This window comes from Bradyrhizobium sp. BRP19 (assembly GCF_020194195.1).
GTDB lineage: Bacteria > Pseudomonadota > Alphaproteobacteria > Rhizobiales > Xanthobacteraceae > Bradyrhizobium > Bradyrhizobium yuanmingense.
Genome location: NZ_JADYVZ010000008.1, coordinates 123,818 through 144,957, shown reverse-complemented (window position 1 = coordinate 144,957; position 21,140 = coordinate 123,818). Strand labels below are relative to the sequence as shown.

Annotated in this window: 22 protein-coding genes; 9 read left to right on the top strand and 13 right to left on the bottom strand. The window is 63.5% G+C overall.

Going from position 1 to position 21,140, the window contains the following annotated elements; translation table 11 throughout:
• Positions 1–60 precede the first annotated feature (60 nt).
• From I6F36_RS23875 to I6F36_RS23865, 3 genes are all read left to right on the top strand, one after another.
• Positions 61–525 (top strand): group III truncated hemoglobin, encoded by a 465-nt coding sequence (locus I6F36_RS23875; RefSeq protein WP_225172295.1) that lies wholly within the window; start codon positions 61–63, stop codon positions 523–525.
• A 229-nt stretch (positions 526–754) separates the two neighbouring features.
• On the top strand, positions 755–1,408 hold the full coding sequence (locus tag I6F36_RS23870; RefSeq protein ID WP_225172294.1) for a ubiquinol-cytochrome c reductase iron-sulfur subunit: 654 nt from the start codon (positions 755–757) through the stop codon (positions 1,406–1,408).
• Positions 1,409–1,550: 142 nt separating this feature from the next.
• Complete coding sequence (locus I6F36_RS23865; RefSeq protein ID WP_085969009.1) at positions 1,551–3,275, top strand: methanol/ethanol family PQQ-dependent dehydrogenase; 1,725 nt, start codon at positions 1,551–1,553, stop codon at positions 3,273–3,275.
• Between the two features lie 94 nt (positions 3,276–3,369).
• On the opposite strand, the gene I6F36_RS23860 is transcribed toward I6F36_RS23865, so the two are convergent.
• The 7 genes from I6F36_RS23860 to xoxF5 all read right to left on the bottom strand — a co-directional run bounded on the left by I6F36_RS23860 (position 3,370) and on the right by xoxF5 (position 11,291).
• Positions 3,370–3,627 carry a hypothetical protein gene (locus I6F36_RS23860; protein ID WP_036029352.1) on the bottom strand — a complete coding sequence of 86 codons (258 nt, stop codon included), beginning with the start codon at positions 3,625–3,627 and terminating at the stop codon, positions 3,370–3,372.
• A 73-nt stretch (positions 3,628–3,700) separates the two neighbouring features.
• Complete coding sequence (locus tag I6F36_RS23855) at positions 3,701–6,013, bottom strand: molybdopterin cofactor-binding domain-containing protein (protein WP_225172293.1); 2,313 nt, start codon at positions 6,011–6,013, stop codon at positions 3,701–3,703.
• Between the two features lies 1 nt (position 6,014).
• On the bottom strand, positions 6,015–6,467 hold the full coding sequence (locus I6F36_RS23850; protein WP_024342565.1) for a (2Fe-2S)-binding protein: 453 nt from the start codon (positions 6,465–6,467) through the stop codon (positions 6,015–6,017).
• A gap of 648 nt (positions 6,468–7,115) precedes the next feature.
• Positions 7,116–7,679, bottom strand: coding sequence for an S-(hydroxymethyl)glutathione synthase (gfa, locus tag I6F36_RS23845; protein ID WP_225172292.1), 564 nt, complete (start codon positions 7,677–7,679; stop codon positions 7,116–7,118).
• A 31-nt stretch (positions 7,680–7,710) separates the two neighbouring features.
• Positions 7,711–8,820 carry an S-(hydroxymethyl)glutathione dehydrogenase/class III alcohol dehydrogenase gene (locus tag I6F36_RS23840; protein WP_027574628.1) on the bottom strand — a complete coding sequence of 370 codons (1,110 nt, stop codon included), beginning with the start codon at positions 8,818–8,820 and terminating at the stop codon, positions 7,711–7,713.
• A gap of 60 nt (positions 8,821–8,880) precedes the next feature.
• Positions 8,881–9,372, bottom strand: a complete 492-nt coding sequence (locus I6F36_RS23835) for a c-type cytochrome, methanol metabolism-related (protein WP_036007993.1) — start codon at positions 9,370–9,372, stop codon at positions 8,881–8,883.
• 113 nt (positions 9,373–9,485) lie between these two features.
• Positions 9,486–11,291, bottom strand: coding sequence for a lanthanide-dependent methanol dehydrogenase XoxF5 (xoxF5, locus tag I6F36_RS23830; RefSeq protein WP_036007949.1), 1,806 nt, complete (start codon positions 11,289–11,291; stop codon positions 9,486–9,488).
• A 512-nt stretch (positions 11,292–11,803) separates the two neighbouring features.
• On the opposite strand from xoxF5, the gene I6F36_RS23825 reads away from it, so the two are divergent.
• Entirely contained in the window at positions 11,804–12,772 is a 969-nt protein-coding gene (locus I6F36_RS23825; protein WP_025037738.1) for a helix-turn-helix domain-containing protein, read from the top strand.
• A gap of 55 nt (positions 12,773–12,827) precedes the next feature.
• Here I6F36_RS23825 and I6F36_RS23820 read toward each other — a convergent pair whose 3' ends face one another.
• The 4 genes from I6F36_RS23820 to I6F36_RS23805 form a co-directional block, all read right to left on the bottom strand.
• Positions 12,828–13,817, bottom strand: a complete 990-nt coding sequence (locus I6F36_RS23820; RefSeq protein WP_225150390.1) for a tripartite tricarboxylate transporter substrate binding protein — start codon at positions 13,815–13,817, stop codon at positions 12,828–12,830.
• A gap of 111 nt (positions 13,818–13,928) precedes the next feature.
• Complete coding sequence (locus I6F36_RS23815) at positions 13,929–14,858, bottom strand: ABC transporter substrate-binding protein (RefSeq protein ID WP_036007940.1); 930 nt, start codon at positions 14,856–14,858, stop codon at positions 13,929–13,931.
• Positions 14,855–15,208, bottom strand: coding sequence for a cytochrome c (locus tag I6F36_RS23810; protein ID WP_036007938.1), 354 nt, complete (start codon positions 15,206–15,208; stop codon positions 14,855–14,857). Before I6F36_RS23810 ends, I6F36_RS23815 begins: the two co-directional genes overlap by 4 nt.
• 11 nt (positions 15,209–15,219) lie before the next feature.
• Positions 15,220–16,884 (bottom strand): methanol/ethanol family PQQ-dependent dehydrogenase, encoded by a 1,665-nt coding sequence (locus I6F36_RS23805; RefSeq protein WP_109142933.1) that lies wholly within the window; start codon positions 16,882–16,884, stop codon positions 15,220–15,222.
• Between the two features lie 318 nt (positions 16,885–17,202).
• On the opposite strand from I6F36_RS23805, the gene I6F36_RS23800 reads away from it, so the two are divergent.
• From I6F36_RS23800 to I6F36_RS23780, 5 genes are all read left to right on the top strand, one after another.
• Entirely contained in the window at positions 17,203–17,595 is a 393-nt protein-coding gene (locus I6F36_RS23800; RefSeq protein WP_036007934.1) for an EF-hand domain-containing protein, read from the top strand.
• On the top strand, positions 17,592–18,077 hold the full coding sequence (locus I6F36_RS23795; protein ID WP_225127670.1) for a hypothetical protein: 486 nt from the start codon (positions 17,592–17,594) through the stop codon (positions 18,075–18,077). The genes I6F36_RS23800 and I6F36_RS23795 overlap by 4 nt, the downstream gene beginning before the upstream one ends.
• Positions 18,078–18,295: 218 nt before the next feature.
• Positions 18,296–18,376, top strand: a complete 81-nt coding sequence (gene pqqA, locus I6F36_RS23790) for a pyrroloquinoline quinone precursor peptide PqqA (RefSeq protein ID WP_008562446.1) — start codon at positions 18,296–18,298, stop codon at positions 18,374–18,376.
• A gap of 228 nt (positions 18,377–18,604) precedes the next feature.
• On the top strand, positions 18,605–19,474 hold the full coding sequence (locus I6F36_RS23785; protein ID WP_051056922.1) for a hypothetical protein: 870 nt from the start codon (positions 18,605–18,607) through the stop codon (positions 19,472–19,474).
• Positions 19,475–19,692: 218 nt separating this feature from the next.
• Positions 19,693–19,902 carry a hypothetical protein gene (locus tag I6F36_RS23780; protein ID WP_036007926.1) on the top strand — a complete coding sequence of 70 codons (210 nt, stop codon included), beginning with the start codon at positions 19,693–19,695 and terminating at the stop codon, positions 19,900–19,902.
• A 22-nt stretch (positions 19,903–19,924) separates the two neighbouring features.
• On the opposite strand, the gene I6F36_RS23775 is transcribed toward I6F36_RS23780, so the two are convergent.
• A complete protein-coding gene (locus tag I6F36_RS23775) occupies positions 19,925–20,272 on the bottom strand; it encodes a hypothetical protein (RefSeq protein ID WP_225131824.1) in 348 nt (115 codons plus the stop codon).
• A 25-nt stretch (positions 20,273–20,297) separates the two neighbouring features.
• Positions 20,298–21,107 carry a pentapeptide repeat-containing protein gene (locus I6F36_RS23770; RefSeq protein WP_036007988.1) on the bottom strand — a complete coding sequence of 270 codons (810 nt, stop codon included), beginning with the start codon at positions 21,105–21,107 and terminating at the stop codon, positions 20,298–20,300.
• Positions 21,108–21,140: the final 33 nt, after the last annotated feature.

Below are 21,140 nucleotides of genomic sequence, written 5' to 3'. Positions count from 1 at the left end.
GATAGGCCCGACAATGTCGAACGGGCGCCCTGCGGGGATAACGGAACGGATAGCAAAGACATGTCGGATCGACTGAAGGCCGAGCGGGAAGCTGCGGCCGCGCGCCGGAGCCTGTTGACCCAGGATGCGATCGAGCGAACCGGGATCACCGAGGAGATGATTGGAGAACTCGTCACCCGCTTCTACGGACGCGTGCGCGAGGACGCGCTGTTGGGGCCCGTCTTCGGCGTCGTGCAGAATTGGGACGAGCATCTCGCCAAGCTCAGGGATTTCTGGTCGTCGGTCGTGCTGATGAGCGGCCGCTATCATGGCTCACCGATGCGGGCACACCTGCCGCTCAGCCTGGCCTGCGGCCATTTCGATCGCTGGCTCGACCTGTTCGAGCAGACCGCGCGCGAGGTCTGCCCGCCGGCGGCGGCTGCACTCTTCATCGACAAGGCGCGTCGTATCGCCGACAGCTTTGAGATGGCGTCGGCAACACTTGCGGGCCGCATCGCTTCGCCGCGTCACGTGCTCAGGTCGTGAAGGACACGATGCCTGCGTGGGATTCCGCATCGCATCGTGGCGTCGCAGCAATCATCGGATCTGATCTGCGAAATCATCATGCCATTCGCGCAACGTGATGTAGAAATCGCGAAAACGCGCTTGAACGCATTTACTCCAACGCAATCAACGCGAGCAAAGCCATATTGATGCACTGCGGCGCCAAGTCTTCGCCTTGTTTTCGGCAGAGTTCCAGCGCCTGCTAGCGGGCATGGCTCGCGCATCGTTCGATACCCATTCATCATCTTCCGAAAATGCTACGGAACCCGACGTCCAAGCGGGCACCGAACAGACACGGCGATCCCTGCTGCTCGGTGCGATGGCGACGACGGCGTGTCTCGGCTGTTCAACCAGGGCCCGCGCAGGTGAGGATCCGCCCGGCTCGGATGAGCGGCCGCAGAAAGGCGATCTGCTCGTCTTCTCCGAAGGTGACCAGGAGGGAAAGCTCATCACTGTGGCTGATCTACGGGTCGGTGGACCGCCGATCCATGCCTGGCCGAAGGACCCCACCACATCGGTGGTGCGCAGCGCCTCGCGGCTCAACGAAATCCTGATCATCAAGCTCGATCCCGCCGACCTCGACGAGAAGACTCGCGCGCGCGCCGTCGACGGCATCATCGCCTATTCGGCGATCTGCTCGCATGCCGGCTGTCCCGTCACCGCCTGGGTGAAGAGCGATGTCGGCGACAAGGAGGTTTTCAAGTGCATGTGCCACAACTCCGAATTCGATCCCCGCGCGGGCGCGCAGGTCGTGTTCGGGCCGGCGCCGCGGCGGCTAGCAGCGCTGCCGCTGGCGCTCGCTGATGGTTCGCTCAGCGTCGCCGGCAATTTCATGGGAAAGGTAGGTGGCACACAGCCAGGATGATGGACGGTTGCGGGCTGGGCCCGCCTCACGACTAGCCGCCACCGCCGAAGGGCGGAAGACGGGACGAACGACAAGAATTCACAACAAGAATTCACAACAAGAATTCAAGCGGATGAAAAGGGGAACGTCCATGAAAACTTCCATGATCAGGAAGCAATGGTTACTGTCCGGCTTGGTCGCCTTCACGTGTCTTGCCTCAACCGCCGCTCTATCGGGGCCGATCGAGAGTTATTCTCCGGTCACCGCGCAGCGGCTGGAAAACCCCGAGCCCCACAACTGGATGCTTTACCGGCGCACCTATGACGGGCACGGCTATAGCCCGCTCGATCAGATCAACACCTCCAACGTGAAGAACCTCACACCGGTCTGGACCTTTTCCACTGGCGTGGTCGAAGGCCATCAGGCCCCGCCGATCGTCAACAATGGCGTGATGTTCGTGACGACCCCAATGGGCCAGGTGATCGCGCTGAATGCGAAGACCGGCGACGAATACTGGCGCTACAAGCGGCAGCTTCCTGACGATCTGTTCCAGCTGCATCCGACCAACCGCGGCGTTGGTCTGTGGGAGGACAAGCTCTACCTCGCCACCACGGACGACCACGTGGTCGCGCTCGATGCCAAGACCGGCAAGGTGCTGTGGGACACGAAGGTGCAGGACTACAGGAAGGGGCAGTACCTCACCCTGATGCCCTTGATCGTCGACGGTAAGGTCATTGTCGGCGGCTCCGGCGGCGAGTTCGGCGTGCGTGGCTATATCGTTGCTTATGATGCCAAGGAGGGCAAAGAGTTGTGGCGGACCTACACCATCCCCGGTGAAGGCGAGCCCGGTCATGACACCTGGCAAGGCGACGACTGGAAGAACGGCGGCGGGTCGGCCTGGATGACAGGCAATTACGACAAGGAGACCAGGACGATCTATTGGGGTGTCGGCAATGCCGCGCCATGGCCCGGCGACTCGCATCCCGGCGACAATCTCTACACAGCCTCGGTGCTCGCGCTCGATCCCGACACTGGCAAGATCAAGGCCTATCACCAATACCACCAGAACGATTCCTGGGATTGGGATGAGGTCGACGCGCCGATGCTGATCGATTTGCAACGCAACGGCCGCACCATCAAGAGCCTGGTCCATCCCGGCCGCGACGCGATCTTCTGGGTGCTGGAGCGGACTCCGACCAAGATCAATTACGTCGCCGGATGGCCGTTCGTCTTCACTGACGTCTGGAAGGGCATCGACGAGACCGGCAAGCCGATCGTGGATCCAGCGCACAAGCCGGTGATCGGCAAGCGCGTCGAGTTCTGTCCCTCGCTGTGGGGCGGCAAGGATTGGCCATCGGCGGCCTACAGCCAGAGGACCGGCCTCGTCTACGTGCCTGCCAACGAGAATTTCTGCGGCGGCTTTACCGGCGAGAAAGTGCCACTCAAGCCGGGCGAGCTCTGGCTCGGCACCAAGCCGGAAGACATCGGCCTGAAGACAAAGCCGGGCGCGGATCATTTTGGCGAGCTCCAGGCCTGGGATCCCGCAACCGGAAAGAAGGTCTGGCAGCACAACTTCCCCAAGTCGCATCTGTTCGGATCGGTCACCGCGACCGCTGGCGATCTCGTCTTCGTCGGCGGGACCAACGACCGCTATTTCCGCGCCTTCCACGCCAAGACGGGCGAACTGTTGTGGGAGCAGAAGACCAACTCCGGCATCGTCGGCATGCCGGTGTCATATGAGATCGACGGCACGCAATACATCGCGATCCAGTCGGGCTGGGGCGTCGACGCGCAGCGCATCCAGGATGCACTCGTGACCAACAATATCGGCATTGAAGCCAACGTGCCGCAGGGCGGCGTCGTCTGGGTCTTCGCGCTGAAGAAATAGCTCCGCGGGCGGATCGAAAGAAGCGGAGCAGCGGGGGGTGGCGAATGCGGCGGATGGCAACATCCGCCGCATTTGTTTGCGCAGCGCCAGATAGCTACTTCCCCTCGCGCTCGACCTTATCCTTCTCCTTCTGGTTCATCTCGCGAATCTTGGGATCCGGATTGTGCTGCCCGGTGGTCTGGTTGGTGGTGGCGGGCGGGGCATTGGCGTTCGGCAGCGAAGTCTGGTCGGGGCCGGTGGGGCGCGTCGCGGTGGTCGGCGGCGTCGTGTTGCTCTGGGCGAATGCGCCCGCGGCGGTCAAAAGAAAGGCGCCCGACAGCGAGACCGCGAGCGCCCTTGAGATGTTGGTCATCGATCTGTCTCCTGTCAGATCGATGGAAACGGCGCGAGGCGGCTTGTGTTCCGCCTCGCACTTCGGTTCCGTCTCACGCCTCCAATTGCTTGCCGATCGGAAGCGCGCGGATGCGTTTTCCCGTCGCTGCGAAGATCGCGTTGATCAGGGCTGGCGCGAACGGAGGGACGCCGGGCTCGCCGACGCCGCTCGGCGGCGTGTCGGGTCCGGGCGGCACGATGTAGACATTGGTCACCACAGGCGAGTCGTCCATCCTGACGACCTGGAAGTCGTCAAAATTCTTCTGCTGCACCTTGCCGTCCTTGAAGGTGATCTCGCCGTATTTGGCGAGACTAAGCCCCATGATCGCCGCGCCCTCGATCTGCGAAGCGATGCGCTCGGGGTTGACATAGGTGCCGCAATCGATCGCCGTGTCGACCCGCGGCACCGTCAGCTTGCCCTTGTCGTCGACGGCGACCTCGACGATGGTCGCGATGTAGCTGACGAAGCTGCGGTGCACGGCGATGCCGAGACCGTGGCCCTTCGGCACCTTTCGTCCCCATTCGCCCTTCTCGGCGACCAGCTCGACCACCTTGCGCAGGCGCGCGGTGTCGATCGGGTAGCTGTCCTGGGGCTCGCCGTAATTCCATAGGTCCTTCACGTTGGGCTTGACGATGCGAGGCGAGCCGATCAGCTCGAGCAGCATCTCTTTCTGGTCGCGGCCCGTTGCCTGCGCGATCTCGCCGACCATCGACTGGACGGCGAAGGCGCGCGGGATGTTCGAGACCGCGCGGAACCAGCCGATGCGGGTGAACGCCGCGGCTTCCGGGTTCTCGCACGAGATGTTCGCGATCTCGAACGGCATATCGACCAGGCCCATGCCGATCTCGAACGGCGCCTGATGCACCGTGCCGGCGGCAAAGGTCGAGGCGATGCTGGGAGCCACGCTGCGGTGGCGCCAGGCGATCACCTTGCCGCTCTTGTCGAGGCCGGCCTCGATCCGCTCGACCGAGACGGTGTGCAGGAAGCCGTTGTGGATGTCGTCCTCCCGCGTCCACTGCACCTTCACCGGAGCACCGAGCTCCTTCGAGAGCAGCGCGGCTTCGAGCGCAAAGTCGCATTTCGACTTGCGTCCGAACCCGCCGCCGAGCAGCGTCACGTTGACCGTGACGTTGGCCTCGGGAATGCCGAGCGTCTTGGCGACGTCCTCGCGGGTGCCGCCGGGGCTCTGCACCGGCGCCCAGATCTCGGCCCTGTCGCCCTTGACGTCCGCGACCGCCACCGGCGTCTCCATGGCGACATGGGCGAGATGCGGAAGGTAATATTCGCCGACGATCACCTTGTCGGCGCTCTTCAGGGCAGCGTCCGCATCGCCCTCCTTGCGCAGCACGAGCCCCGGCTTGCGCGAGGCCTCCTCGAGCTCCTTGCGGTAGGCGACGGAGTCGTACTTGCCGTTGGGACCGTCGTCCCAGGTCAGCTTCAGCGCGTCGCGGCCCTTGATCGCCGCGCCTGTGTTGCGCGCGATCACCGCGACGCCGCCGAGCGGCTGGAATTTCGAGGGCCACGGCCAGCCGCGCACCTGCATCACCTTCTCGACACCGGGGACCTTCAGCGCCTCCGCCGGCTCGAACTTGACCAGTTTGCCGCCGGTCACCGGCGGACGGGCGATCACGGCATATTTCATGCCGGGCAGCCGCACGTCGGCGCCGTAGTTCGCCTTGCCGGTGGTGATGTCGTGGAGATCGACGATGCCGATCTGGCCCTTGCCGAGATAGCGGAAGTTCTTGGGGTCCTTCAGCTTGAGGCCCTCGACGCTCGGCACCGATTCCTTGGCGGCGTCGGCAGCGAGCTCGCCGAAGCCGAGCTTGCGCCCGCTGGCGCTGTGCACGACCTCGTGGTTGACCGCCTTGACCTCGGTCGCCGGCACGCCCCAGCGCTTGGCCGCGGCCTGCTCCAGCATCGTGCGGGCGGAGGCGCCGATCTGGCGCATTGGGATCAGATAATGCCGCGTGCTGCGCGAGCCGTCGGTGTCCTGGTTGCCGAACTTGACCTCGTCGCCATGGGCTTGCTGCACCTTGACCCTGGACCAGTCGGCCTCCATCTCCTCGGCCACGATCAGCGGCAGGCTGGTGCGCACGCCGGTGCCCATTTCCGAACGATGCCCGACGATGGTGACGATGCCATCCGCGCCTACCGAAACGAACACGCGCGGATCGACCACGACGCCGTGCGGCATCTTGCCGGCGCCGGTCTCATAGGCGAGCGCCTGGCGCGACATCACGGGGGCGGCGAGCACGAAGCCGCCGGTGACGCCGAGCCCCTTCAGGATGCTGCGGCGCGACACCTTCTCGACCTTGATGTGCTTTTCGAAGCCGCGAAGCTTGCGGGGATTGTCGATGAAGTTCATGTCACACTCCCGTCGATGCGAGATGGACGGCATTCTCGATGCGCTGATAGCAGCCGCAACGGCAGATGTTGCCGGACATCGCCTCGCGGATCTGGTCGTGCGAGGGTTTGGGATTCTCCATCAGAAGCGCCGCGGCCTGCATGATCTGGCCGGCCTGGCAGAAGCCGCATTGGGGCACGTTGACCTGACGCCACGCCTTCTGCACCGGGTGATCGCCGTTCGGATGCAGGCCTTCGATCGTGGTGACCTCGCGTCCGGCGACGTCGTTGACGGACGTGATGCAGGCGCGCACCGCTTGCTTGTCGACGATGACCGTGCAGGAGCCGCACAGGGCCTGGCCGCAGCCGTATTTGGTGCCGGTGAGACCGGCCTCGTCACGCAGGAACCAGAGTAGCGGGAGATCCGGGTCACCGTCCCAGCTCTGTTCCTGGCCGTTGATCTTCACCTTGATCATGATCGTGCCTCGCTCTTCATAAGCATGCCAAATTCAAAGTCCGCCGACGCCGGTCGGCGACCGCTCGTGCGTCGTCTCGCCACATCCCGCCGTAGTCCCGCGCGGGCAAATCCCGGAGGGAGGCAGGAACGCAGGTAGCGATGTCTGGATGTGCTCGATACCTCCCGTTTTCTTCTTAATTGATTGTACGTCGTGCGGCATCGTGACGGCGCGACCCTAGCAGAGATCGCGCCGACCCGGCGTTCACAGCCGAGTGTTCTCACCGGGAAAAGATTGCATCGACGGTTTGTCAAAAGCAGGGCGCGTCATCCGCCACGTTGCGCATCAAATGGGCGCAACGAAAAAAGCTTCGTCCGCCGGCTGCACCGAACGGACGAAGCAGTAGGCCTCAGTCGAGGGAGGGAGAACGCAGAGCACCGCGAACTTCAAGCAGGAAGCGGACGGTCCTGCGCAGTCATTCAGAGACCAGGACTGAGGAGCCGATGGTCCTCACCCACGCGTGGTGCAGAAGCGGCGGTATCGCGCCGCGGTGGTCCCGGCAGCGGGGACCCGTGAGGCTCGCTGGCGGCAACGAACGCCAGCGAGCTCCAGATGGTGTAGCCAAGATCCGGCGGCCGGCCAGTTCAGGCGGGCGTCCAGGCAGTCTTCCTAAGCGGCTTTGGCCTTCGCGACATGGGTCGCGATCGCGTCCATCAGGGGCGGGGACAGGCAGTCATAGGGCTCGAGGCCGATCTCCTTCAGCCGCGAACGGATGCCGGCCATCTGCTCGGGCTTCACACCCGATTCGATCACGGAGGAAACGAAGGCGGCGAATTGCGGCGCCTGCGAGCCCTGCTCCTGGAACAGTTCGGGATGGATGAAGTCGAGGCCGTAGAACGGATGGTTCTTGTTCTCGATCCGGCCGTACATGTGCGTGCCGCAGACCTTGCAGGCGTAACGCTGGATCACCGCGGAGGGGTCGACGATCTGGAGCTTGTCGCCGTTCTCGAGCACGGTGACGTTCTGTCGCGGCACGACGGCGACGACGGAGAAGGTCGCGCCCTGCGGCTTCCAGCACTTGGTGCAGCCACAGGCGTGATTGTGGGCGACGTCGCCCTTGATGCCGACCTTCACCGGGTGGTCGCTGCATTTGCAGGCCAGCGTGCCGCCGGCGAAGCTGCCGCTGCCTTGCTTGATGCCGTTGTCGATCGAGGGATGGAGTGCAACAGTCATGGTCGATCCTCCTTGGTGTGACGTTTTCGAGCTAGAACACGACGACTGAACGGATGGATTTGCCCTCGTGCATGAGGTCAAAGCCCTTGTTGATCTCCTCGAGCTTGAGCACGTGGGTGATCATCGGATCGATCTGGATCTTTCCGTTCATGTACCAGTCGACGATCTTCGGCACGTCGGTGCGCCCGCGCGCGCCGCCGAAGGCCGTGCCGCGCCAGTTGCGGCCGGTGACGAGCTGGAACGGGCGGGTGGCGATCTCCTTGCCGGCCTCGGCGACGCCGATGATGATCGAGGTGCCCCAGCCGCGATGGCAGGCCTCCAGTGCCTGGCGCATCACGGTGGTGTTGCCGGTGCAGTCGAAGGTGTAGTCGGCGCCGCCGTCGGTGAGGCCGACGAGGTGCTGAACGATGTCGCCGGTGATCTTCTTCGGGTTGACGAAGTCGGTCATGCCGAACCTGCGACCCCATTCCTCCTTGGAATCGTTGATGTCGACGCCGATGATCTTGTCGGCGCCGGCCATCTTGGCACCCTGGATGACGTTGAGGCCGATGCCGCCGAGGCCGAACACGACCACGTTGGAGCCCGGCGTCACCTTGGCGGTGTTGACGACGGCGCCGACGCCGGTGGTGACGCCGCAGCCGATGTAGCAGCTCTTGTCGAACGGCGCGTCCTCGCGGATCTTGGCGACCGCGATCTCGGGCAGCACGGTGAAGTTCGAGAAGGTCGAGCAACCCATGTAGTGGTAGATCGGCTTGCCCTTGTAGGAGAAACGGCTGGTGCCGTCGGGCATCACGCCCTTGCCCTGCGTCGCGCGGATCGCGGTGCAGAGATTGGTTTTCTGGCTGAGGCAGCTTTTGCACTGCCGGCATTCCGGCGTGTAGAGCGGGATGACGTGATCGCCCGGTTTCACCGAGGTCACGCCGGGGCCGATCTCGCGGATGATGCCGGCTCCCTCATGTCCCAGGATCGACGGGAAGATTCCCTCGCTGTCGAAGCCGTCGAGCGTGTAGGCGTCGGTATGGCAGATGCCCGTCGCCTTGATCTCGACTAGGACTTCGCCGGCCTTCGGGCCTTCCAGATCGACCTCGACGATCTCGAGCGGCTTCTTGGCTTCGAAAGCAACGGCGGCACGTGTCTTCATCGGTAGCTCCTCAAGTTCTCATCAGGCGCCAAGAAGTAGTCCTGGCAGCCCTCGTAACGTTCATTTCTTGCCCATGCAGGCGTCTTCAGCCTGGGTATAGGCCTCCGTCTTCTCCTCCTTTTTCGCAGGACGCTGCCGGCCCAAGGCGTCGGTGGAGCGCGCGCGGAGATAGACGTAGAGATCGTCCATGTAGCAGGCGACGTTCGGGTTGTCGCCGAAGGCCGGCATGACGTTCTCCTGCGCGGCCGAGATGTTCTTGCGGCCGGAGGCGACCACGCCGAGGAAGTCGCCGTAGCTCATCGACTTCACGGAATCCCTCAGCGCCGGCGCGTATGTCGATCCCATGCCGTCGGGGCCGTGACACACGTGACAGTCCGAATGATAGCGGCGGTATCCGGAATAGGTGAACCAGTCCACGGTGCCGTCGGCCGAAATCTTGTAGGTCGGGTTTCCGTCCTTATCGAGCCACTTTCCGTCGTCTTCCTTCTTCACGGCGGTCGGGTCACCCGGACCCTCTGCGACCGCGCTTCCTCCGGACACAACGAAGATCATCATCACAGCAATGACAGAGCAGATTTGACGCAAGAGATTGTTCCTCGGTCGGCATTCGGTGGAGACGAGCCGGCGCGTGGAGCGATCCACGCGCCGGAGCGATGCTGACGGGTTTAGTTCGGCAGCGAGAACACGGTCAGGGTACCGCCGAGCGCCGTGTAGTTGCTGAGGGCCGCGTAGCCGCCGACCGCACCGAGGCCTGCGGTCGGGTCGGTCAGGCCTGCCGCGAGACCAATGCCGGCCCAGCCACCCACGCCGGAGAGAATGGCAATGTATTGCTTGCCATTGTTCTCATAGGTGGTGACGTTGCCGATGATGCCGGAGGGAGTCTTGAACTTGTAGAGCTCCTTGCCGGTCTTGGCGTCGACCGCCTTCAGGTAGCCTTCGAGCGTGCCGTAGAACACCACGCCCCCGGCGGTTGCGAGCGCACCCGACCAGACCGAGAACTGCTCTTTGTTCGACCAGACGATCTTGCCGGTCTTGTTGTCCCAGGCGATGAAGTTGCCCATGTGGCTTTCGCCCTGCGGCGGATACATCGAGAGCGTCGCACCCACATAGGGCTGACCCGCGGTGTAGCTCACCTTGAACGGCTCATAGTCCATGCAGACGTGGTTGGTCGGAACGTAGAACAGCTGCGTGTCCGGCGAGTAGGCTGCCGGCTGCTGGTCCTTGGTGCCGAGCGCGGCCGGGCAGATGCCCTTTGTGTTCTTGTCCTCTCCGCCGTGCTCGGTCGAGTATTGTGCGACGACCTTGGGACGGCCGTAGGTCGGCGAGTTCTTGTCCATGTCGACGCCGCTGGTCCAGTTCACCTTCGGGTCGTACTTCTCGGCGACCAGCAGTTCGCCGCTCTCGCGGTCCATCGTGTAGGCGAGGCCGTTGCGGTCGAAGTGCGTCAGCAGCTTGCGGTTCTGACCGTTGATCTGCTGATCGCTGAGGATCATTTCGTTGACGCCGTCATAGTCCCATTCGTCGTGGGGCGTCATCTGGTAGACCCACTTCGCCATGCCGGTGTCGGCATCGCGGGCGAAGATCGCCATCGACCATTTGTTGTCGCCGGGACGCTGCTTCGGGTTCCAGGTCGAGGGATTGCCCGACCCGTAATAGACAAGGTTCAGAGCGGGATCGTAGGAGAGCCAGCCCCAGGTGCAGCCGCCGCCGATTTTCCACTGATCGCCCTGCCAGGACTTCAGCGAAGAGTCCGGGCCGACGGGCTTGCCGAGCGAGGTCGTCTTCGCCGGATCGACCTTGATCTGATCGTCCGGGCCCGTGGAATAGGCGCGCCAGACCTGCTTGCCGGATTTGAGGTCGTATGCGGTGACATGGCACTGCACGCCGAACTCGCCGCCGGAGATGCCGACCAGGACCTTGTCCTTGACGACCAGCGCGGCCGACGTGCCGGTCTCGCCCTTCGCGGGATTGCCGTTGGTCGCCGACCAGGCCACCTGGCCGGTCTTGGCGTCGAGCGCGACGAGGTTGGTGTCGGCCTGATGCAGGATGATCTTGCCGTCGCCATAGGACAGGCCGCGGTTGACGGTGTCGCAGCACATAACGGGGATGACGTTGGGATCCTGCTTCGGCTCGTATTTCCAAACGATCTTGTTCTCTTGCGAAAGGTCAATGGCGTAGACCTTGTTCGGGAACGGCGTATGGACGTACATCATGTTGCCGATGATCAGCGGGCCGCCTTCGTGGCCACGCAGTACGCCGGTCGAGAAGGTCCAGGCAACTTGGAGTTTCCCGACATTCTGTGCGTTGATCTGGTTTAGCTTCGAATAGCGGGTATTGGCGTAGTCGCCCGCCGGCATCACCCAGTCTTTCGGGTTTTGCGACATCTTGATCAGCTCGTCATTTGCTGAAGCGCTGCCGACGGCGAGAGCCGCCGCCGAACCAAGACAGGTCGCCAGAAGCACCTTGCGCATAGTCATTCCTCCGTTGGTCTCGTTTATTATTTCCGAAGCATTGCTCAATCGCCGGGCTTCTCGTCCGGCGTCTGCTCGTGCAGGGCGGTCGCGTGGGGACCAGAAACGATGCTGTGCTGTTTCCTCCTCCTGATGAGAGCCACGGGTCCACGTGCAGGAGCGGCCCGTTCTTGTTGTTCCTGCCGCAATCCCTAACGGCTTCGCCATCGGGAAACTTGCCCAAGAGCGAAGGCGGTTTGCTCGACAGCGCACGGAGGTGAAGATTTTGATTTTGCAGTAGCGAATTCAGCGGCTTCGGTGCGCCCTCGAGGCCGCCTCGGCGCTCAGGTTCCCCTTGACGGCGCTGCAACTAAGGCGGAGGATTAAGTTTCAAGAGTGGCAATGGAACGATGGCGCTCGTTGCAAGAGACCGCTCAAATGCGAGGTAAACGTCACGCAATCACGGCTGAGGGCTCCGGCAGCGCTGGTTGCGATTCGCGCCGAACCTCCGGATCAAATCAGTGGCTGGATTAATGTCCGACACCATTCACACGCTCTCGACGACCGGGATGACGCCGAAGCGGCAGATCCAGAGCTGGATCGACGGGCTCACGAGCCTGTGCGGGCATTTCGACGTCGATCCGCTGGAAGCGTCCTCGCTCGAAGGTCGCATCGATTACACCACGGTCTCGCGCCTGAAGCTCTGCCAGATCGAGGTCAGCCAGCATCGCATCGCGCACACGCTGGCGCGCGCCAAGGCCAATGAACACCCGTACATAAAAATCCACTTCCAGACCTACGGCGTGTCTTATTTCGAACAAGAAGGCCGTCACATCGAGATCAATCCGGGCGACATCATCGCCTATGACGTCTCCTGTCCGCATTCGATCATCAGTCCTGCCTTTACCCGTCATGACGTGGTGATCGTGCCGAAGGCGCTGCTGCGCGACCGCGGATTCCCGTCGCAGCGGATGCCGGCGTGCAAATTGACGGCGAAGACGGGGACCGGGCGGATCGCCCACGATTTCGTCCATGCCACCTTCGACGAGGCGGCAAAGCTGTCGGCCAACAGCGCGGTCGGCGTCGCCGATTCGCTGATCGACCTGTTGCTGCTGCCGCTGCGCGAAGCCGACACGATGTTCGATCGTGTCGGGCCCGAAGCGATGTATGTGCGCGCGCAGTTCTTCATCCGGGAGCACTTGCGCGACCCGGATCTGTGCATCGACCAGATCTCGGCCGAGCTCGGTTGCTCCAAGCGCTATCTGCACATGCTGTTCTCGGAGCGCGGCACCACGGTGAGCGACTACATCTGGCAGGCGCGGCTGCAGAACTGCCGCCAGGAGCTCGAGGCCCACGCCGGCAAGACCATTACCGACGTCGCCTTCTCCTGGGGGTTCTCCAGCTCATCGCATTTCAGCCGGGTGTTCCGAAAATACTTCGGCGTGGTGCCGTCCTCGATCCACAAGGCACAGCAGGGCGCGGCGAGCTCGGGCGAGCATTAGACGCGGTTTTTCCAGAAGCGGCGAGGCCGTCCTCCTGATGCGCCCAACTTTCTGATCAGGCCGGCTCGAGGCCCAACGACTTCGCGCTCTCGATCCAGATCGGCAGCTCGCGCTGGTACAGCGCATTAGTCTCCTTGAAGCCGATTGCGGGCTCGAGCACGAAAGTCGAGAGAACCTCCTTCACTTTCGGATCGGTGTTGGCGGCGACGCAGAGCTCGGCCAGGCGGTCGACGACGGCTTGCGGCGTCGCCTTGGGCACGGCCCAGCCGGTAAATCCGCTCACGGTGAAGAATTTCGACGTCGCGCCCTGCTCGGGAAGGGTCTTGATCGCGGGGATCGCATCGACCTTCTTCGAATGCACGGCGAACACCGTGCCGCGGTCGCTTTGCAGGACCGACTGCGCGGCCGTGTAGCTGCCCATCGCGGCATCGAGGGTGCCTTCCAGCATTCCCGTCCACATCGGCGCCTCGCCGCGATAATGCACCGGCTCGATGTTGAGACCATACTGCTTGTTGAGCTCGTTGACGGTCATGTGCGGGGCCGAGCCCGCGCTGTAGGTGCCGAAATTCACCTTGCCGCTCTTGCGCGCGAAGGCGACGAAATCCTCCAGCGTCTTGACCCCGGTTTTCGGGTTCGCGACCAGCAACAGGCCCGCGCCGGGAATGACGCTGACGAGCGTCAGATCCTTGTCCATGTCGTAGCCGGGATTTTTCATCACCACCCGGTTCATGATGTAGGTGGTCGAGATCGAGCACAGGATGGTGTGGCCGTCGGGCTCGGCGCGGGCGACTTCCGCCGTCCCGATCGCGCCGGAGGCGCCGGGCTTGTTCTCGATGACGACGGTCTTGCCGACCTGCTTGGAGATGAACTCGCCATAGGCGCGCGCGAGCAGGTCGGTCTGGCCGCCGGCGGGATAGCTGCAGATCATGCGAATTTGCCGCGCCGGCCAGCCGCCCTGCGCCGATGCGCCGCGCGCGACGAACGGCATCGCCAGTGCACTGGTACCGGTGGCGATGAAGTGGCGGCGATCGAGCTTGGCGGACATGATTCTCTCCCTGATTTTTGCCGAACCTACTGCATCAGGCCGTCGCTGCCATGGGCCGCAGGCGAGACAGATTGGCGCATTGGCTCGCACTGCGTTCGGGCCGCGGGAGCCTCACCGCTGGATGATCTTCGTCCAGACATCGCCGAGGATCGCGGGCTCGCGCGGCGGCAGATAGGTGAGGCCGGCCTGCTTGCCGAATTCGGCGATCTTGCCCGAAGCCGTGAGCTCAGTCAGCGCCTTGTTGACGGCCGCGATCAGCGCGCCATCGCTGGCGAGCCCGACATAGCCGCGATTGGCTCCGATCGGATAATAGTAGCCGGACGCCGTGATCGCCGTGTCCGGGTGCGCGGCGCGATGGGCGTCGAAGCGGGCAAGATCGATCAGCGTCGCGTCATGGTCGCCGCGCTCGAGTCCGCCGAGGAGATCGTCGCGGCCGGGGACGAGATGGGTGATGTTGTCGATCAGGCGCCCCTTGTCGAAGGTCATCAGGATGGCGTCGCCGAGCGATCCGCTTTCGATGGCGAGACGAAGGCCGGCGAGATCGCCGATGTCGCCGACCTTGCGCCCGCGGGCCTTTGGCCCCAGCACCACCGTCATCGGCGAATAGATGTAGGGCTGGCTCGGCGCGAGCACGCCGAGCGGTACGCGGCGCCGCCGATCGTCGCGCGTGGCGCCGGCGAAACCCGGCAAGCGCGCCGTCTTCATCCCGGGTGCGACAAGCGAATCCTGCGTCAGCGCGTAGCCGCCGACCAGCGAGCAGCGCCCGTCCGAGAGCAACGCATTGGCCTCGAGCTGCGGGCTCGAATCCTCATCCAGCCTGCTCTCGAACCACTGGATCTTCAGCGGGCGTCCCATCCGCTCGGCGATCGCCTGCGCCAGCAGCACGTCGAAGCCGGCATCCGGCTTGTCGCGGCGATGCACCGAGAGCGGCGGCCGGTCCTCGTCGAGACAGACCTTCAGAGGATCGTCGGCTGCGAGAGCGACCGACGCCATCGCGGACAGAACGGCCGCAACGCTCCAGGCAACGCGCCGGCCCCTCATGGCTTCCTCCGGCTGGAGACGAACGCCCAGAGGTTTCCGATCTCGTCGTCGCTGAGAATGTCGGCCCAGGGTGGCATCTTGTTGTTCTTGCCGTTCTTCACCGTGGTGACGAAGCGCGTCTTGTCGTCGGGAATGGCACGCAGATCCGGCGTGACGGTGCCGGAATTCATCAGATTGGGGCCGTGGCAGTGGGAGCATTTCGAGGCGTAGGTCGACTTACCATGGTCGATCTGCGCCTGCATGGTATTGCCGGTGGTGTCATCGGCGCGGGCGGTCGCCGCATGCGCGACCGAGAGCACCGCGACGGCGGCGATCATCGCCGCCGTCTTGTGAGAGATCACTTTCAGCATCGTACCCGTGTTTACTGCTTGACCGCAAAGACCCACAGCGAGCCGCCGGGCGGCACGTTGGCAAGCCGCTCGTCGCCGGAGAACAGCGAGTAGACGCCGCCATAGCCGCTCGTCACGGCGACATACTGCACGCCGTCCTGCTGCCAAGTCACCGGCTGTCCCTCGATGCCGGAGCCGGTCTGGAACTGCCAGAGCTTCTTGCCGGTGTCGGCGTCGAAGGCCTCGAACTCGCCGGTCAGCGCGCCAGAGAATACGACGCCTCCGGCCGTCGAGAGCACGCCGGAGAAGCGCGGAATGTCGCTCGGCGCTTCCCATTTCGATTTGCCGGTCATGGGATCGATAGCCTTGAGATGGCCGCGCGGCCCGTCGCCGTATTCCCAGAGGTCGGTCAGGTCCATGCCGAGGTACCATTCGCCCTGCTTGTAGGTGACGGGCTCGGTCTTGTACCTGCCGCCGAACGCGAGCGTGTTGGCATAGGCAAGGCCGGTCTGCGGATTGAACGACATCGGCTCCCAGTTCTTGCCGCCGAGGATCGAGGGATAGACCGTCACCTTCTTGCCCTCGCGTGCGTCCTTCGAGATGTCGGTCTCGATCGGACGTCCGGTCTTCATGTCGATGCCGGTCGCCCAATTCACCTTCACGTAAGGATTAGCCGCGAGCAGCTTCCCGTTGGTGCGGTCGAGCACGTAGAAGAAGCCGTTGCGGTTGGCATTCATCAGCGTCTTGGTCGGCTTGCCCTCGATGTTCACGTCGGCGAGCACCATCTCGGCCACGGCGTCGTAGTCGAACGGATTGTTCGGCGAGAACTGGTAGTGCCACTTGATCTTGCCGGTCTTGGGATCCAGCGCCAGCACGGAGCAGGTGTAGAGATTGTCGCCGGGGCGCACCGCCGAGTTGAACGGGCCGGGATTGCCGGTGCCCCAATACACCGTGTTCAGCTCGGCGTCATAAGAGCCCGTGATCCAGGTCGAGCCGCCGCCGAGCTTCCAGGTGTCGCCCTTCCAGGTGTCGCCGCCGGGCTCGTCCGGCGAGGGGATCGAGTGGGTTCGCCAGAGATGCTTGCCAGTCGCCGGATCCCAGCCGTCGATGAAGCCGCGGGTGCCGAATTCGGCGCCGGAAATGCCGGTGATGACGACGCCGTCGGCAACGAGCGGGGCCACCGTCATCGAATAGCCTTCCTTGATGTCGGCTGCCTTCTGCCGCCACAGCTCCTTGCCGTTCTTGGCGTCGATGGCAACCACGTGGGCATCGAGCGTCGTACGGAACAGCTTGCCCTCGTGAATCGCGACGCCGCGGTTAATGATGCCGCAGCAGACGATTCGCGGCGTCTCCGCCGGATATTCGATCTTGCTCTTCCAGATCTGCTTGCCGGTCTTGGCATCGACCGCCATCGTGGCATTGTGCGAGGTGACGTAGATGACGCCCTGATAGACGATTGGCTGTGATTCCTCGCTCCGATCGTCATTGAAGCTGTAATTCCAGATTGGGACGAGATTCTTGACCGTATCCTTGTTGATCTGCTTCAGCGTCGAGAAGCGCTGGAGATTGTAGCCCATTCCGTAATTGAGAACGTTCGATGTGTCGGTCGCACCCTTGACCAGCTGCTCGGTGGTTTGTGCATTTGCACAGGTTGACGCAAGCATGACGAGGCTCGCGGCCATCGCAAAGCGTTTCATCCGTTCCTCCCAAAATGCGCGCCTTTTGACGCTGCGGCTGCAACACTCCGTCGGAAACCAAAACGCGTCAATACGAAAGTCGTAACTGCCGTGCCGATATCGTCGGCGGTCACCTGACGGAAACCTGACAAAGGCAACTCCAACTTGTGCGCAGACGCTGAGAAATTCCGCGACGCGAAGCACTATTGGGAGCAGGGCAATGCATCTCTACCGGTTGTGGCGCGCGCAAGTTGCAGGTCCGGACTTGAACCGAGAGCCGCTTGCGGGTTTATCTCGGCTCTGCCCCATTGATCTGGGGGCTATGTCAGGGAGGTCTCGATGATTTCGGCTCGCTCGATTGCCCTTGCACTTGTGATTGCACTTTCGGCCGGTCCGGCGTGGTCGGCCTCCGGCAATGCGGTCAAGTTGTTCGACACCGACAATGACGGCACGCTCGATCTTGCCGAGGTGAAGAAGGTGGCCGCCGCCTCGTTCGCAAAGCTCGATCCCGATCGCGACGGCACGCTCGATGCGCGCGAATTGCGTGGACGGTTGAGCGCGAAAGAACTCGCCGCGGCAGACCCCGACCGCGACGGGACCCTCACCCTCGACGAATATCTGTCGGTGGTCGAGCAGCGTTTCAACGCAGCCAATCCCGACAAGGATGGAACGCTGGATGCGAAGGAGCTGAATTCGCGTGCCGGGCGCGCGCTCGTACGATTGCTCCGGTGAAGCGCCGCAAGCGGAACGGGCATGACGGGCGTAACGTTTGCGATCATTCCGGCCTGACGCTCGGGAACATCGGGCTGCTCGGCCTGTTTCTCCGCATGTCCTGCCGGCGCCGGGGCTGCGCTGCGGGAGAAAAGGAGATGCAAATGAATACGAAGCGTTCCCTTCTTGCTGCCTGCGCAATCCTGACGCTGAGCGCCGGGGTTGCGGTCGCCGGTCCCTGCAACACCGGCAGCGCCAGCACCGACAAGACCGACAAGGATGCCGGTTCTGGCCCTGTCACCGTGGGCTCCGCGCAATCGCACACGTCCGGTTCGGCGAGCGATAGCAGCCAGCATCCGCCGACCAGCACGATGAACCGGGCCAGCGGTGAATCGCCGGCGTCGTCCGAGGATGCGCAGCGGCAAATGCAGAGCGAGCCGACGGCGGCTCAGCGCGCCGCGGGCGCCAAGCCGAATGCCGAAATGGCCGACAAGGACTGCTGACGGCACCGTTGTCGATTGGACGCGCGGTGCATTGCACAAGGCGGTGTCTCGCTGGTCGTGTTTGACCAGGAGGGAACTTGCTTTGTCCGAGAGAGAAATTGCGGCCGCGAAGTATCGGCACAGACGTGACGGCAGTCGAATCGAGGCTTGAACTGCACTCGACGCAGCCCTAGGTTTTTCGCCGCGCGATGTCGCGCTCAATACCTTGGGAGACCCGAATGGCTTGGAAAGCTCCGAAGATCGTGGAAGTGCCGGTCGGCATGGAAATCAACATGTACGCCTGCGCCTCGCGCAAGTAAGACCGACGACCTGCCGCGGCTTCGATGGCAAACGCCGTCGGAGCCGTGGCAGTGTCGGATCTGCGCCTCGCCGTGCTCCATGCTTTGCGGATCGCGCGAAAGCCGCACGTGGAGGGGCTTCAATTCTTTCCCCGCAAAATTTCGACCGTGCTCTGCGGCAGTGTGTTACGCTGACGCCCGGTCAGCGCTGCTGCCGCATCACAGCGGCGCGCGCCTTTGGGGCACGGGATGGGCGGCAGAGCCTGCAAGTTCTGGACGGTGATCGTGTGCGCGATCGTGCTGGCGCCGGCGCGCAGCAGCGCCGAGGCAGGTTTTGATACCGAGCACATCTTCGGCTTCATGATCGGCACCGATATCGGCAATGTCGGCGAGCGCGAATTCCAGACCCAGACGACGGGGCGCTTCGGCAAAGGCGGGGGCGCTTATCGCGCCCTTGAACATGAGGTCGAGATCGAGGTCGTGCCGCTGCCGAATTTTCGTGTCGAGGTCGGCGGCACCGCCAGCTTGCACCACATCACCGGCGTCCCTGATATAGACGACCGCCGCCAGTTCAACTTCCAGGGCATCTCGCTTGACCTGCGCTATCGCCTGCTCGACCGCGAGCGCGCACCATTCGGCTTCACGATTGCGGCCGAGCTCCACGGCGACCGCATCGACGAGACCAGCGGCGCGAAAGGGCGGATGTACGGCACCGAATTCACGCTCGCCTTCGACCGCGAACTCATTCCGAACTTCGCGATCGGCGCCCTCAACCTGATCTACCAGCCGGAATGGGCGCGCTTCGAGATTGGAGGGGCATCCGAGAAGAGCTCGACGATCGGGGCCGCGTTTGCCGGCCTGGTTCGCGTGCGGCCCAATGTGCTGCTTGGCGGCGAGATGCGCTACTTCCGGCAATATGAGGGCATCGGCCTTAGCGAGTTCTCAGGCCAGGCCCTGTTTGTCGGCCCCACCGCCTATTTCCAGCTCTCCGAGCGTTCCCGGCTCACCGCAAGCTGGAGCATGCAGGCCTGGGGGCGCCCGGCCGGCTCAGGCGGCAATCTCGACCTCGTCAATTTCGAGCGGCATCAGGCGCGATTGGTGTTTGGCGTGAACTTCTAGCACGGAAGGTCGTCATGCTCGGGCTTCTCCCGGCTACGCGGCCGAAGCCGCTTCGGCGAGGCGACGGCCCGGGCATCCACGTTCTTTGTTCCACGAGGCAAGGCGTGGATGGCCGAGCCCGGCCATGACGAGGCTTCGGCGCTATGAAACTTCCCCCTCCTTCGCGCGTAGCTTCATGTGCTAATCTCTCCATCGCCCCCTTGCGAGAGGATCCCGGCATGAACCCGATTGACCTGGTGGTGACTGTGTGCGCGGTGCTCTCGCCTGCGACCTGCGAGGAGCGGCATCTGGTGTTCCACTATTCCGGGTCGCCGCGGCAATGCGCGATGGCCGCGCCGCCCTATATCGCGCAATGGGTCGGTGAGCATCCGAAGTGGCACGCGGTGAAGTGGCGCTGCGAATATCCGCACCCGAACGACAAGGCGTGAGCTGCCAGAATCGGTTCGAACGCTACTTGGTGCAGTCCTTCAGATCCTTGTCCGCAATCGAGAACACTGCATCCGCCTTGATCTCGATATCGCGGACGACGCACTGCCGTGCATTGGGGTAGCTGACCCTGGCGTCGTAGCGGCCGGGCTCGACGCCGGTGATACGCAACCGCTCGTCGTGGTCGACCTCCTTGTCCTTGTCATTCAGGCACTGGTTCGGACCCCAGTCGGTCTTGCCGGCGGGTGCGAGCTGGAAGCCGGAGATGGTCTCCGTCGTGAGATTCCAGAGCCTGATGCCCTTGCCCTTGGTCTGCGCGGCGGCTTCGCCGGCAAGCGTCAACAACGCGATCAAAGCAAGAACCCCACGCATCAGCCAGTCCTCCCAAAGGGCGCCGTCATTCCCTGATCAGGCGCTCGCGGTTCTTTGCCTTGTCGAAATTCTTGGCGCGGTCAAGGCCGTTTGGTGCGATCAGCTTTGCCGAGACGAGATCGGCGCCGTCGAAATCGGCGTCGATGACGATGGCGCCGGTCAGATCGGCTCCGCCGAGCTGGGCGTTTTTCAGTGATGCGCCGCTCAGATCGGCGCCCCTGAGGACTGCGAATTCGAGGTCGACGCGCGACAAATCGGCGTTGCGCGCGTTCAGCCGTTCCAGCTTGGCGGATCTCAGCACCGCGCGCATCAGTCCCATCGACTGGTTGCGCATATCGGCGCCGAGATTCGCGTCCGCGATCGAGGCGCCGACCAGGCTTGCGCCGGTGAGGTCGGCAGCGATGCGCGCTCCTGACAGGTTCGCACCGTCGAGACGCGCGCGGGCCATTTGCGAGGCGAACAGATTGGCGCCCTTCAGGCTTGCGCCGGTAAGATCCGCATCCAGCAGCCACGCCTGATCGAGGATCGCACCGTCCAGCCGGGCGTCTCGAAGTATTGTCTTGTTGAGCCGCGCGGCGCGGAGAACCGTGTTGGACAGGTCCAGCCCCGAGAGATCGAGACCCGACAGGCGTTTGCCGGTGAAATCGGCAGGCTGCTTTGGGCTCGCTTTGGCCAACATGGCCTCGACCTCCGGCCTCGTCATTTCAGCCGAGACCATCGCGGGGGAGGTGAGGTCGACGCCACGCATCATGTCCTGCGCGCCCGCCGTCACCGCAACGAGTGCGAGGCTAAGCGCTGCAAGACCAAGCGTTGCGAAGGCGACTGTTCGTGTCATCATCAGCTCCGCCGCCCGCTAATCTAGCACGTC

Coding starts and splice junctions, on each gene's coding strand:
- I6F36_RS23875 (WP_225172295.1), top strand. CDS start 61: ATGTCGGATCGACTGAAGGCCGAGCGGGAAGCTGCGGCCGCGCGCCGG.
- I6F36_RS23870 (WP_225172294.1), top strand. CDS start 755: ATGGCTCGCGCATCGTTCGATACCCATTCATCATCTTCCGAAAATGCT.
- I6F36_RS23865 (WP_085969009.1), top strand. CDS start 1,551: ATGATCAGGAAGCAATGGTTACTGTCCGGCTTGGTCGCCTTCACGTGT.
- I6F36_RS23860 (WP_036029352.1), bottom strand. CDS start 3,627: ATGACCAACATCTCAAGGGCGCTCGCGGTCTCGCTGTCGGGCGCCTTT.
- I6F36_RS23855 (WP_225172293.1), bottom strand. CDS start 6,013: ATGAACTTCATCGACAATCCCCGCAAGCTTCGCGGCTTCGAAAAGCAC.
- I6F36_RS23850 (WP_024342565.1), bottom strand. CDS start 6,467: ATGATCAAGGTGAAGATCAACGGCCAGGAACAGAGCTGGGACGGTGAC.
- gfa (WP_225172292.1), bottom strand. CDS start 7,679: ATGACTGTTGCACTCCATCCCTCGATCGACAACGGCATCAAGCAAGGC.
- I6F36_RS23840 (WP_027574628.1), bottom strand. CDS start 8,820: ATGAAGACACGTGCCGCCGTTGCTTTCGAAGCCAAGAAGCCGCTCGAG.
- I6F36_RS23835 (WP_036007993.1), bottom strand. CDS start 9,372: ATGATCTTCGTTGTGTCCGGAGGAAGCGCGGTCGCAGAGGGTCCGGGT.
- xoxF5 (WP_036007949.1), bottom strand. CDS start 11,291: ATGCGCAAGGTGCTTCTGGCGACCTGTCTTGGTTCGGCGGCGGCTCTC.
- I6F36_RS23825 (WP_025037738.1), top strand. CDS start 11,804: ATGTCCGACACCATTCACACGCTCTCGACGACCGGGATGACGCCGAAG.
- I6F36_RS23820 (WP_225150390.1), bottom strand. CDS start 13,817: ATGTCCGCCAAGCTCGATCGCCGCCACTTCATCGCCACCGGTACCAGT.
- I6F36_RS23815 (WP_036007940.1), bottom strand. CDS start 14,858: ATGAGGGGCCGGCGCGTTGCCTGGAGCGTTGCGGCCGTTCTGTCCGCG.
- I6F36_RS23810 (WP_036007938.1), bottom strand. CDS start 15,208: ATGCTGAAAGTGATCTCTCACAAGACGGCGGCGATGATCGCCGCCGTC.
- I6F36_RS23805 (WP_109142933.1), bottom strand. CDS start 16,884: ATGAAACGCTTTGCGATGGCCGCGAGCCTCGTCATGCTTGCGTCAACC.
- I6F36_RS23800 (WP_036007934.1), top strand. CDS start 17,203: ATGATTTCGGCTCGCTCGATTGCCCTTGCACTTGTGATTGCACTTTCG.
- pqqA (WP_008562446.1), top strand. CDS start 18,296: ATGGCTTGGAAAGCTCCGAAGATCGTGGAAGTGCCGGTCGGCATGGAA.
- I6F36_RS23785 (WP_051056922.1), top strand. CDS start 18,605: ATGGGCGGCAGAGCCTGCAAGTTCTGGACGGTGATCGTGTGCGCGATC.
- I6F36_RS23780 (WP_036007926.1), top strand. CDS start 19,693: ATGAACCCGATTGACCTGGTGGTGACTGTGTGCGCGGTGCTCTCGCCT.
- I6F36_RS23775 (WP_225131824.1), bottom strand. CDS start 20,272: ATGCGTGGGGTTCTTGCTTTGATCGCGTTGTTGACGCTTGCCGGCGAA.
- I6F36_RS23770 (WP_036007988.1), bottom strand. CDS start 21,107: ATGACACGAACAGTCGCCTTCGCAACGCTTGGTCTTGCAGCGCTTAGC.